The sequence below is a fragment of the Micromonospora sp. NPDC049645 genome (assembly GCF_040675155.1).
Lineage (GTDB): Bacteria > Actinomycetota > Actinomycetes > Mycobacteriales > Micromonosporaceae > Micromonospora.
The window spans coordinates 77,965-90,250 of record NZ_JBFAOI010000012.1 but is presented as its reverse complement, the minus strand read 5'-3'; the positions used below and the strand labels follow the sequence as shown (position 1 = coordinate 90,250).

The window sequence follows — 12,286 nt, the reverse complement described above, 5'->3', positions numbered from 1 at the left end:
GTGCTGATGAACGCCGGCCCGTGGCTGTCCGTGCCACCGCCCGGTTACGGCGGCATCGAGAACGTGATCGCCACGCTGGTGCCGGAGCTGCGGCGACTCGGCGTACGGGTGGTGCTCGCCTCGGTGGGCAGCAGCACCCTGCCGGTGGACGAGCAGGTGTCGGTCTTCGCCGACGGGCAGTTCGCCGCGTTGCAGCGGCCGTACAACCAGGTCTGCGGGATCGCCCAGGCGCACCTGGCCGGGGTGGTCCGGGAGCTGCACTCCCGCGACGACATCGACCTGGTGCACGACCACGTCGAGGCGGTCGGGCTCGCCACCCTCGCGGCGATGGGGCCGGCCGGGCCGCCGACCCTGCACACCCTGCACTGGGACCTGGCCAAGCACCCGGCGCTCTACGGCGCCCTGGACGGCGGCGACCGGGTCCGGGTCAACGGCGTGTCGGCGTCGCAGCTGGCCCGCGCCCCGCTGGCGTTGCGGGAGCACTCGGTGGGGCACGTGCACCTGTCCACGCCGCTCGCCGTCGACGCCGACCGCCGGCCCCGGCCGGAGAAGGGCGAGCACCTGCTCATCCTGGGCCGGATCAACCCGGGCAAGGGGCAGGACGTGGGCGCCCGGCTCGCGCACCGGGTCGGGCTTCCGCTGGTGCTGGCCGGGCCCGTCGGCCCGTACCATCGACCGGCCGACCTGGCCGCGGCCGGCGACGAGGCCCGGCAGAACCCGGACGTGCGGTTCTTCCTCGACGAGGTGGCTCCGCACGTCGACGGTGACCTGGTCCGGTGGGTCGGCACCGTCGCCGGCCAGGAACGCGACGACCTGCTCGCCAGCGCCCGCGCCTCGCTGTTCCCGCTGCGCTGGGAGGAACCGGGCGGCACGGCGGTCGTCGAGTCGCTCGCCCTGGGCACGCCGGTGGTGGCCACCGCCCGGGGTTGCCTGCCGGAGCTGATCGAGCATGGCCGCACCGGGCTGCTCACCACCGACGAGGAGGAACTGGCCGACCTCGTACTCGCCGCCGAGTTGCTCGACCCCGACGAGTGCCGGCGGGTGGCCGCGCAGCGCTTCACCCCGGCGGTGATGGCCCAGCGTTACGTCGAGCTGTACGAGCGGGTCCGGCAGCTCGCGAGTGCGCCGAGGCTGCTGCCGGCCTGACCCGGGCGCCGGTTTGCCGGTTGCGGTAGCGGGTAGCCGGGCAGCGCTCATGTCCGCCGCGCGACGAGGAGCCGGTGATGGTCGGACCGATGGCGCATTCCCGGGCCCGGGCCAACCCGGCCGACGGCAAGCCTCCGGTCCGGCGCGCGGCGGCGACGGTGGGAGTGCTGTTCCTGCTGGTCGGCCTGCTCGGTTTCGTGCCGGGGATCACCAGCGGCACGCGCGCGTTGCGTTTCGCCGGCCACGACTCGGGCGCGTTCCTGTTCGGCGTCTTCCAGGTGTCGGTGCTGCACAACCTGGTGCACCTGGTGTTCGGGGTGGCGGGTCTGGTGTTGGCGCGGACGGTCACCGGCGCGCGGACGTTCCTGATCGGCGGGGGCGCGGTGTACCTGGTGCTCTGGCTCTACGGGCTGGCGGTGGACCATGACACCGGGGCGAACGTGCTACCGGTCAACGCCGCCGACGGGTGGCTGCACCTGGGCCTCGGCGTCGGCATGATCGCGTTGGGTGTCCTGACCGGCCGACCTCGCCCCTGAGCTGGCGATACGGGCCGTGATCTGCCTCGCCCCGCCGTCGGTCCGGTTTGATCCGGAACGGCCTCGGGTAGTTGGCAGGTCCCGACCCAGCAGCGAATTGAGGCGACGATGTCGAGCCGGATCACCTGCGAGGTGCGCACCACGGCGCCGGTGGCGGTCGTCCGGCTCACCGGTGCGCTGCACCTGGGCACCATGCGCTCGGTGCACCACGCGCTCAACGACGCGCTCGTCGACCAGCCGGAAGCGCTGGTGGTCGACATGGCCGGGGTGAGCGTCGAGGACCGGTTGGCGCTCTCCGTCTTCGCCGCGACCGCCCGACGGGCCGAGGAGTGGCCGGCCGTGCCGGTGCTGCTGTGCGCCCCGTCGCCGGTCGCCGCGCGCTGGCTGGCCGAGTCGACCACGTGTCGGGTGCTGCCCGTGTCCGCCGACTGCGCGGAGGCGACCCGGATGGCGGGCGCGACGTCCACGTTGCGGATGCGGGCCCGGCTGGAGCCGGTGGCCGGGGCCTGCCGGCGGGCCCGGGATCTGGTCACCGACGCGTGCGCGCGGTGGAACCTGCCGGACGCGTCCGGCCCGGCCGCGTTGGTGCTCAGCGAACTGGTCGGCAACGTGGTGCGCCACGCGGGCACGCCGATGCAGGTGACGGTGACCCTGCGCCGGCCGTACCTGCACCTGGCGGTGGTGGACGGCAGCAGCGCGCAGGCCCGTCCGGGCGGCACGGACCTGCACGCCGAGGGCGGGCGAGGGCTGATGCTGGTCCGGGAGCTGACCCAGCGGTGGGGCAGCGTGCCGGCCGGGCAGGGAAAGGCCGTTTGGGCGATGCTGCCGGCAACCTGAGCGTTCGAGGGCTTGCGACCGGTACCAGCGTTCTGACCGAAATTACTGCTCTGGCCTGGTTACATGGTTCGAGGGTCGGGTAGGCACGCCCGTCCTTTCTGCCGTCACGACGGGGTGAGCAGCCATGCCCAAGCGGGTAACCACGGAACCCGGTCGCGATCGGGGCCCGGCGATCCTGGCGCCGGCCCGCTTCGGGGGCTTCCCCGGGCCGGTGCGCACTCCGATCCCCGGCAACTCGTTGATCAAGTTCCTCGCCACGACCGACCACAAGCAGATCGGCCTGTTGTACCTGCTGACCTCCTTCGGGTTCTTCCTGGTGGCCGGGCTACAGGCGATGGTGATGCGCGCCGAGCTGGCCCGACCAGGCATGCAGTTCCTCTCCTCCGAGCAGTACAACCAGCTGTTCACCTCGCACGGCGCGGTGATGCTGCTGCTGTTCGCCACACCCGCGGCGTTCGGCTTCGGCAACTTCATCGTGCCGATCCAGATCGGCGCGCCGGACGTGTCGTTTCCCCGGCTCAACGCGCTCGCCTACTGGCTCTACCTGTTCGGCGGCCTCATGGTGATCGGCGGGTTTCTCGCGCCGGGCGGCTCGGCGGACTTCGGCTGGACCGCGTACAACCCGCTCAGCAGCGTCGAGAACAGCCCCGGCGTGGGCGCGAACATGTGGGTGCTCGGCCTGGTCGTCTCCGGGCTCGGCACCATCCTCGGCGCGGTCAACCTGATCACCACGATCCTCACCCTGCGCGCGCCCGGCATGACCATGTTCCGGATGCCGATCTTCACCTGGAACATGCTGTTCACCAGCGTGCTGGTGATCCTGGTCTTCCCGCTGCTGGCCGCCGCGCTGCTGGCCCTCTCCGCCGACCGGTTGCTCAACGCGCACGTGTACGACGCGGCCACCGGCGGCCCGATGCTCTGGCAGCACCTGTTCTGGTTCTTCGGCCACCCCGAGGTGTACATCATCGCGTTGCCGTTCTTCGGCATCATCACCGAGATCATTCCGGTCTTCTCCCGCAAGCCACTCTTCGGCTACACCGGGATCGTGCTGGCCACCATCGCCATCACCGTGCTGTCCATGACGGTCTGGGCGCACCACATGTTCGCCACCGGCCAGGTGCTGCTGCCGTTCTTCAGCATCCTGAGCTACCTGATCGCGGTGCCCACCGGAGTGAAGTTCTTCAACTGGATCGGCACCATGTGGAAGGGCCAGCTCACCTTCGAGACACCGATGCTGTTCGCCATCGGCTTCCTGGTCACCTTCCTGCTCGGCGGCCTCACCGGCGTGCTGCTGGCCAGCCCGCCGGTCGACTGGCACACCCACGACAGCTACTTCGTGGTGGCGCACTTCCACTACGTGGTGTTCGGCACCGTGGTCTTCGCCCTCTTCGGCGGCTACTACTTCTGGTGGCCCAAGATGACCGGGCGGCTGCTCGACGAACGGCTCGGCAAGGCGCACTTCTGGACCATGTTCATCGGCTTCCACGGCACCTTCCTGGTGCACCACTGGCTGGGCGCCAAGGGCATGCCACGCCGGTACGCGGACTACCTGCCCACCGACGGCTTCACCGCACTGAACATGGTCTCCAGCATCTTCGCCTTCATCCTCGGCCTGTCCACCCTGTTCTTCATCTACAACGCCTGGAAGTCCTGGCGGTACGGGGCGATGGTGACGGTGGACGACCCGTGGGGCTTCGGCAACTCCCTCGAATGGGCCACCACGTGCCCACCGCCGCTGCGCAACTTCGACCGGATGCCCCGGATCCGGTCCGAACGCCCCGCCTTCGACCTGAAGTACGGCCCGCTCGTCGCCGATCTGGGCCGCGACCTGCCGCAGCGCACCACCAAGCCGCCGCAGCACTTCGCCGAGGAGTTTCGGCTGGAGCACCACGCCCCGGAGTCGCCGGCCGCCGAGGGCGCGCACGGCGCCCGCGACGCGGTCGACTACCAGCCCGCGCCGCGCTCCGGCGCCCGGCCGGTGGACGTGCCGGAGCCGGAGGGCGTCCGCCGGCCGAGCTTCGAGCAGAGCGACCCGCCGCAGGACGCCGAGGACGCGCCGAAGCCGCACGAGCGCTGGCGGCACCCGCACAGCGACGGCAAACCCGAGGAGCAGTGACCAGGGGTACGCGCGCAAGGGCCGACACCCGCCCGGGTGTCGGCCCTTCGTCCGTCCGTGCCGGTCAGTCCCGGGCCGGCGCCAGACCGGCGGCGGTGAGCGAACGGCGTACCGCGGGCTGGACCCGGGTCAACCGCAGCGGCACCCCGGTCCGCTCCGCCGCGTCCCGTCCGGCCATCAGCGCGGCGATCCCGCCGGCATCGAAGCCACCCGCGCCGACCAGGTCGACGACCACCTCACTGGGCTGGCCGGTGACCGCCTCCAGCATGGCCCGGCGCAGCTGGTCGGCGCCGTCGCGGTCGATCTCGCCGCCCACCTCGACGACCACCGAGTCGCCGTTCTGCTTCACCGAGATCCGGGTCTTGCCCGGGTCGGGTTCGGCGGCGCCGTTCTGCCACGGCGGCGGCGCGTCGGCGAGCATCGCCTGCCGCAGCCAGGTGAGCGCCCGCGACAGCAGCCGGGACACGTGCATCTGCGAGATGCCGAACCGGGCGGCGATCTCCGCCTGGGTCTGGTTGCCGTAGAAGCGCATCGCGAGGATCCGCCGCTCGCGCCACGGCAACCGGTGCAGCAGACCGCTCACCGTCACCCGGTCGTCGACCGATTCCAACGCGTTGTCCGACTCGCCGACCAGATCCCCGAACTCGGCGGAACTCTCCCCGCCCACGGGGGCGTTGAGGGAGGCCGGGCTGTAGCCGGCCGCCGACTCCAGCGCGGCGAGGATCTCCTCCTCCGGCGTCTCCAGCCGGGCCGACAGCTCGGCCACCGAGGGGGCCCGGGACAGCTCGCTGGTCAGGGCGGCGGTGGCCTGCCCCACCTCGAGGATCAGGTCCCGCAGCCGGCGGGGCACGTGTACGCCCCAGGTGCGGTCCCGGAAGTGCCGTTTGATCTCGCCCACGATGGTGATCGCGGCGTACGCGGTGAACGAGCCGCGTTCCGGGTCATAGCGGTCGACGGCGTTGACCAGCCCCAACCGGGCCACCTGCTCCAGGTCCTCCAGTGGCTCGCCCCGCCCCCGGTACCGGCGGGCGAGCCGCCCAGCGAACGGCAGCGCGAAACGCACCAGGTCGTCCCGCGCCTCTCCCCGCCGCTCGGGCGGCAGCCCGGCGATCCGGGCCGCGTACGCCAGCGCCGCCGCGTCGAGATCCTCCAGACCCCGATCGGTGGGTGGTGGTGTGGTCGTGGTCGTGCTCGTCTGTCCGAACATCCGCGCCTCCCTCAGGAAGGTCCCCCGCCCGGATCGGGAAACCGGTCGTGCGCGTGGTCGAGCCACGCACCGGGCCGGAAAGTGGGTCAGTGACTGGGATGCCAGCGGGCACACCGCCTCTACGCAGCGCAATCAGGCCGTCGCAGCCAGCGATGTTCCCGCTCCGTAGGTACTCAATCACGGGACCCCGGGTTCGCGAGGATGTTTCGGCGTCCTCCGTCTCAGGAGACCAACAACCCCTGGTGGCCGCCGCTGTCGCGGAGCACCGCGAGGGCCTCGGCGACCCTCAGCGCAGGCGGCACGGGCAGGTCGTACGGCTGGGCGCGCAGCACCTCGGTGGCCCGGCGGGTGGGCACGGAGGTGACCGGGTACCCCCGGGCGGTGGTGCGGTCCAACGCCCGACGCCGGCGACCGAACCCGGCGACGGCCAGCCACTGCGGCAGCCCGGCCAGCGCGGGCGAGCGCACCCCGGGCGGCTCGGGCAACACGTCCACCGAGCTGAACGTCTCGCTGCCGGCCAGCCACCACTCGGCCTCGTCGACGCTGCGCCGGGTGGCGTTCTCGCACCAGTACGGCACCAGCCCCGCCCGCACCACCTGCCACGGGTCGAGCAGCCGGCCGCACTCCACCACCAACCGGTCACCGGTCTTACCGGCGCGCCGCAGCCACCGCCGGTACAGGTCGGCCACGCCCGCGCTCAGCGCCGCCGGCCGGGGCACCAGCACCCGGTGCAGGGGGTGCTCGTGCCGGGCCGACCAGTCCCGCGCCGCCAACTCGAAGCCCGAGTCGACGCCGTGCTCGGCGTACGCCGACGGAACGGACACCGCGGGCGGCTGCCACCGGGTCGCGTCGCCGCCCACGGAGCGGAGCACCTGCCGCAGGGCGTGGCTGTCCGGGTGGAAGTCCACCGGGTCCAGCCCGCTGCTCGGGCAGCCGACCTGGAAGCTGTGCCCCGGCCCGCGTTCCAGCACCGGCCAGGTGCGCGCGTCGCGGACCAGCAGCACGGGGGCACCCGGGACCAGCCGGTCGGCCAGGAACTGCGCGTACGCGGCCGGTAGGGCCCGCCACGCGGCGCTCAGCGACACGGTCGCCCCGGTCAGTGGACCCCGGCTGGCCGGGCAGTGCACCTGGCGCAGGTGCAGGTCGGCGTTGCCGGCGAGCAGCCGGGTGGCGAGCACCGCGCCGTGCTCCAGCGCGTCCGCCGGGCGGTCCACCCCGCCGTCGGGCCAGTGCACGGTCATCTCGAAGCCCGCCGGTAGCCACGGCACGTCGAGGGCCACCGCGAGGTGTGCCGCCGCGCCGTGCGGGGAGCCGATCAGCACCCCGGGGTAGCGCCGACGGGGGTACTGGTCGACGAACCAGCGGGCCACCCGGGCGGCGTCCACCTCGCCGACCTGGTCGACGGTGAGCGCGACCCGACCGGCGGCGCGGGTGACGGCGGCGCGACGTACCGGCTCGGGGGCGCCGGGGAACCGCGACGTCGGCCCGGTGTGCCCGAGGTCGGCACAGTCGGCACCGCGCAGCGCCCGCGCGGTCGCGGCGACCAGCACCCGGGCGGCGCTGCCCGCCGCCACGACCCGGTCGCCGGCGAGACCGGCGCCATCGGCCGTGAGCCCCTTGTGCACCTTGTGCACCGGCCCCACCTTGCCTCGTTCGCTCACCACGCGGCCCGGCTTCCCGTCCCGATGGGGTTCAAACGGGGCATCACCCACCCGGCGGCACATTCCGCTGGTCAGCGGGGTGCCCCGGTCATCACCGGCGTTCGGCGACGATCGGCGGGAGCGGGCCGGCAACCCGCCCTCTCCCCCCTGGGGGAACATGGACGGTGATCGACGGTCGGGGTGTCCGAGCCGCCGGGATGCGACGGTTTCGGCAAACCCGAGTCGATCTCGATCGTCGTCCTCCGCGGGTGGCGGCCGGCTCGGGTTTCGCCAGGGCCAGGGCGGGCACTTCCGGGGCCATGCGCACCGACGACACCGGCGAGCCAGCCGCCGCCACGATCACCCCGTACGAGGACGGACCGCTGCTGGTCCGCGGTGACTTCGCGCTGGTCACCCCGGACGGCGAGCGGATCGACGCGCGCCGGGGCACGGTGGCGCTGTGCCGGTGCGGCAAGTCGGCGCTCAAGCCGTTCTGCGACGGCACCCACAAGGCGGTCAACTTCCGCGCGGGCACCACCCGCGAGGGCTGACTCCACCTCAGGACGGGCTCAACCGGGCCGGGGTGGAACGGCGCACGCCGGGGTGGAACGGCGCATGGTCCGACCCCGCCTCCGGAGGCGTACTAGGTCGGCGCCACCACGGTCGCCGCCGCCGAGCCGACCGGCACGGTCGCCGTTGTCGGAGCGAGCGGGACGGTCGCCGTTGTCGGAGCGAGCGGGACGGTCGGCAGCACGGTGGACGGCAGGGTCGGCGGTGCGGGTGCGCGCAGCGAGCTGCGGCCGGCGGCCCAGCTGTCCAGCAGGTGCGCGGCGAACAGCCGGTCCACCGCGAGCCCGGCCGCCGCGCCGAAGAGCACGTCGGGAGCCAGCGCCGGCTCGACGCGGACCAGGCCGGCGCACATGTCGTGGGCGGCGATCTGCTCGTGTACCGCGTCGGCCTCGACGTGCTCGTCGTAGAAACGGGTGGCCACCTCGTCGAAGCCGAGCCGGCGCAGCCCGTTGCCGTAGCGACGATTGGGTGACGAGGAGGTCATCTCGAACGCCGCCAGGTGCCCGAGCACCGCGCCGCGCAGCCGTCGGTGCAGCCCGAACAGCGACATCAGGTTGTTGGTCGCCAACGTCACCGCCGGCGCCACGTCCAGGTGCGCGCCGTACGCGGCGTCCAGGTTCAGCCGGACGAGGGTGCGCCGGAACAGCTCGGCGTGCATCCGGTCCAGCCGCCCATTGCCGTACTCGTCGGTCTGGATCTCGACGAGCGCGGCCTTGGCGGGGCCGCCCAGGCGGGGCAGCACCCAGCTGTGCGGGTCCGCCTCGCGCAGGTGGTAGACGGAGCGGTGGGCGACGAACTCGCGGAACTGGGTGAGATCGGCCCGGCGTTGCAACGTCGCGGCCAGCGGCGGGCCGTCGTCGGCCGCGACCAGCTCGGCCAGGCCGGCCGCCACCCCGGCGGCGGGCACCCGCGGCGACCCGACCAGCCGGCGCAGCGCCGCCTCGAAGACCCGTTCGCAGCGGGCGCGCAGTGCCAGCAGAGTCGGCTGCCACTCCCACGCCTCGTCCACCCCGAGCCAGCCCCGGTAGTGCAACTCGTAGCAGAGGAACAGCGTCAGCTGAAGGTCCTCGTCGCGGATCGGGTCCGGCGGGTCGAGGTCGACACCGAGTTCGGTCGGCAGGTCGTGCGGCGGGCGCCGCAGAGCCTCGACGACCGCCGCGGAGAGCGGGCCGCGCGCCCCGGGCAGGGTCGCGGGACCGTAGCTGCGGTCAGCGGGCTCGGACATGGGACCTCCAGCGTCGTCGGGCCGCTACTGATGCCCTGGTCCAGGGCGGCTAAACGAGGTCCTCGGCGTTCACGGTGACCTCCACCTGCTCCCGAACCTTGCGGGCGGGAGCGCCCTCGGCGTACAGGCCGCGCAGGTCGGCGAACGCGGGTTCCGGTGGCGCCAGCGACACCGCCGGGTCGACGACCGCCTCCAGCACGCAGGGGCGGTCCGCGGCCAGGGCCTCGTCCCACGCCGCGCCGACCAGCTCCGGGCGGTCGACCCGTACCCCGTGCAGGCCCAACAGCCGGGCCCAGCCGGCGTACGGCACGCCGGGGCGGCGGTGGGTCGGGTCGGACGACGGCTCGCGCCCGCCACCCATGCCGTTCTGGTCGCGGTTGTTGAGCACCAGCACCACCAGCCGAGGGTCGCGCCACTGCTGCCAGAGGTGCGACACGGTGATCAGCTCGGCGAGCCCGTTGAGCTGCATGGCCCCGTCGCCGACCAACGCGATCACCGGCTGGTCCGGTGCGGCGAGCTTGGCGGCCACCGCGTACGGCAGCGCGCAGCCCATCGAGCCGAGGGTGCCGCACAGCTGTGCGTTGACCCCGGGTGGCAGGACGAGGTGTCGGGCGTACCAGTAGAGGACCGAGCCGACGTCGACCGCGACCGCGCTGGTGTCGGGCATCCGGGCGGACAACTCCTGGAGGACGAGCTGTGGGTTGACCGGGTCGGCGGCAGCGGCGGCCCGCTCGGCGGCGACCTCCCGCCAGCGGTCCACCGAACTCTCCACGGTGGCGCGCCACCGCTGCTCGGACCGGCCGCGCATCCGGGTCAGTAGCGCCCGCAGCGTCTCGGCGGCGTCACCGACCAGCGGCACGTCGGCCGGGTAGCGGGTGCCGATCCGGCGGCCGTCGATGTCGATCTGCACGGTGCGCGCCTGCTCGGGCATCGGGAAGTAGCCGGTCCACGGGTCGTTGGTGCCGACCATCAGCAAGGTGTCGCAGCCGCCCATCAGCTCGGCCGCGGCCGGCGTGCCGACCTCGCCGAGCACCCCGGTGTGAAACGGCAGCCGCTCGTCGAGCACCGGCTTGCCCAGTAGCGAGGTGGCCACCCCGGCGCCGAGTCGGTCGGCCAGCTCGATGATCTCGGCGGCGGCGTCCCGACCGCCCTGGCCCACCAGGATCGCGGTGCGCTGGCCGCCGCTGAGCAGCTGCGCGGCGGCGTCGAGATCCGCCTCGTGCGGCAGGACCCGGGCCAGCGGTACGCCGGGGGTCGCCGTGACAACCCCGGCGGCGTACGTCTGCAGGTCGGGCACCAGCGCCTCCTGCAACTGCCGGGGCAGCACCACGCAGGTCGGACTGCGGGTCGCCGCCGCCGTGCGGAACGCCTGGTCCAGCAACGCCCCGACGTCCTCGGGGTTGCGGCCGTACTGGACGAACTGGTTGCACACGTCCCCGAAGAGCCGGCTCAGGCCGATCTCCTGGTGCGCACCGCCGAGCGGCCCGGAGATGTCCTCCCCGACGATCGCCACCACCGGCTTGCTGTCCAGCTTGGCGTCGTAGAGGCCGTTGAGGAGCTGGACGGCGCTGGGGCCCTGGGTGGCCAGGCAGACCCCGATGCCGCCGGTGAACTTGGCGTGTCCGGTCGCCATGAACGAGGCGGTCTCCTCGTGCCGGGCGGGGATGAACGCCGGCTCGCCGCCGGTGCGGTCCAGTGCGTCGACAAGCGGCGCGATCGCCTCACCCGGGTACCCGAAGGCGCGCGGCACCCGCCAGGCCAGGAGCCGCTCCACCAGGACGTCCGCAACCGTTCGCTCAACCATTGCCGCGCCCCGGCGTGCTGGGGTCGACGTAACGCAGCACCGCGCCGACACCGTCGGTGAGGTCGGGCGCCTCGTCCGGTCCGAGCACGGTCAGCGCCGCGTCGGTGCCGACCAGCGCCCGGACCAGCGCCGCGTCGGCGCGTACCCGCTGCGGGTCGGTGACCGACATGGCGGCCAGCTGCCCCGGGTCGACGGCGATCTCGGTGGGTTCCGCGCCGATCCACAACTCACCGTTGGCCGACGGGTCGTCCACGATGAGCATCATGTCCACCTGGTTGCGTTGCAGGGCCGAGACGACCGCGTCGAGGCCGCCGCCCACGTCCTCCTGCACGCCGAACTTGTCCAGTGCGGCGCTGATCCGCTGGTCGGCGATCTCCGCGATGGTCTGCACGGTGAGGTCGTCCAACATGGTCTGGTCCGCGCCGCCGGCCCGGGACCCGGCGTCGGTACGGACCACGAGGTCCTGCCAGCGCTCCGGCATCTGGGCGGCGATCATCCCGGTGGCCCGCACGTCACCGGCCACCACCACCACGTCCGCGCCGACCCGGTCGGCCAGTTGCACGGTCGCCGCGGTGACGTCGCCGGCGTTCTGGTGCCACGCCTCCATGGCCGCCCGCTGGTAGCGCGACTGGGACCAGCCGCCGGGCTTCACCCGACGCAGCGGGTACTCGTCCCGACCGGCGACGTGCGCCCGTCGGGGCACCCCGCCGGCGCTGACCGCCATCGCGTCGGCGCCCACCCGGTCGGCCACCACGCGAACCCAGGCCACCTGCTCGCCGCGCTGGGCGAGCAGCGGCATCACGTGCGGCAGCGGCCCGACATGGGCCAGGTCCCGCAGCGGCGGAGCGGACAGGTACTCGGAGAGCACCACCCGGCCGTGGCTGGCGAAGACGGCCAGGCCGTAGTCCCCGACCATCGGGTCGTGCCCACGGATCACCCGGTCCAGCGCGGCGATGTCCGCCTCGTCGGCCCCCTGTTCGGCCAGGCTGCGCTCCAGGGCACGCCAGCGCAGGTCCAACGCGGGGTGGGCGTCCTCCGTGTCCGCGGAGGCGTCCAGATACACCGAGCACCACGGCCCGGGACGGTCGTAGAGCGGGCGCAGGAAGGACAGCTGCATGCTCGACCCCTTTCCAGCTCGGCCCCCCGCTTACCCGGGTCGTCGGGGATGTCACCTCGCGGCCGTGAGCCCGTGACCAGGTTTCATT

General features: G+C 73.3%; 10 protein-coding genes. 5 read left to right on the top strand and 5 right to left on the bottom strand.

Translation table 11 applies throughout. The annotated features are described in order from the left end of the window. The first annotated feature begins 6 nt into the window (after positions 1-6). The 4 genes from AB0J33_RS24315 to ctaD all read left to right on the top strand — a co-directional run bounded on the left by AB0J33_RS24315 (position 7) and on the right by ctaD (position 4,635). On the top strand, positions 7-1,146 hold the full coding sequence (locus tag AB0J33_RS24315; RefSeq protein ID WP_363616387.1) for a glycosyltransferase: 1,140 nt from the start codon (positions 7-9) through the stop codon (positions 1,144-1,146). Positions 1,147-1,235: 89 nt separating this feature from the next. After that, entirely contained in the window at positions 1,236-1,682 is a 447-nt protein-coding gene (locus AB0J33_RS24310; protein ID WP_363616386.1) for a DUF4383 domain-containing protein, read from the top strand. Between the two features lie 108 nt (positions 1,683-1,790). Continuing rightward, positions 1,791-2,519, top strand: a complete 729-nt coding sequence (locus AB0J33_RS24305; protein WP_363616309.1) for an ATP-binding protein — start codon at positions 1,791-1,793, stop codon at positions 2,517-2,519. Between the two features lie 124 nt (positions 2,520-2,643). Then, positions 2,644-4,635: a cytochrome c oxidase subunit I gene (ctaD, locus tag AB0J33_RS24300; RefSeq protein ID WP_363616308.1), complete on the top strand. Its 1,992-nt coding sequence runs from the start codon at positions 2,644-2,646 to the stop codon at positions 4,633-4,635. A gap of 64 nt (positions 4,636-4,699) precedes the next feature. Here the strand turns inward: ctaD and AB0J33_RS24295 are convergent, their stop codons facing one another. Next, positions 4,700-5,842: a SigB/SigF/SigG family RNA polymerase sigma factor gene (locus AB0J33_RS24295; protein ID WP_363616307.1), complete on the bottom strand. Its 1,143-nt coding sequence runs from the start codon at positions 5,840-5,842 to the stop codon at positions 4,700-4,702. 221 nt (positions 5,843-6,063) lie between these two features. After that, complete coding sequence (locus AB0J33_RS24290; protein WP_363616306.1) at positions 6,064-7,506, bottom strand: hypothetical protein; 1,443 nt, start codon at positions 7,504-7,506, stop codon at positions 6,064-6,066. Between the two features lie 296 nt (positions 7,507-7,802). Here AB0J33_RS24290 and AB0J33_RS24285 point away from each other — a divergent pair, with 296 nt between their 5' ends. Next, entirely contained in the window at positions 7,803-8,033 is a 231-nt protein-coding gene (locus AB0J33_RS24285; RefSeq protein ID WP_363616305.1) for a CDGSH iron-sulfur domain-containing protein, read from the top strand. Between the two features lie 92 nt (positions 8,034-8,125). Here the strand turns inward: AB0J33_RS24285 and AB0J33_RS24280 are convergent, their stop codons facing one another. From AB0J33_RS24280 to AB0J33_RS24270, 3 genes are read right to left on the bottom strand one after another with little or no spacing between them, the layout of a single operon-like run. Then, complete coding sequence (locus tag AB0J33_RS24280; protein WP_363616304.1) at positions 8,126-9,277, bottom strand: iron-containing redox enzyme family protein; 1,152 nt, start codon at positions 9,275-9,277, stop codon at positions 8,126-8,128. 49 nt (positions 9,278-9,326) lie between these two features. After that, positions 9,327-11,081: a thiamine pyrophosphate-binding protein gene (locus AB0J33_RS24275; RefSeq protein ID WP_363616303.1), complete on the bottom strand. Its 1,755-nt coding sequence runs from the start codon at positions 11,079-11,081 to the stop codon at positions 9,327-9,329. Then, on the bottom strand, positions 11,074-12,198 hold the full coding sequence (locus AB0J33_RS24270; protein WP_363616302.1) for a Vms1/Ankzf1 family peptidyl-tRNA hydrolase: 1,125 nt from the start codon (positions 12,196-12,198) through the stop codon (positions 11,074-11,076). The genes AB0J33_RS24275 and AB0J33_RS24270 overlap by 8 nt, the downstream gene beginning before the upstream one ends. Positions 12,199-12,286: the final 88 nt, after the last annotated feature.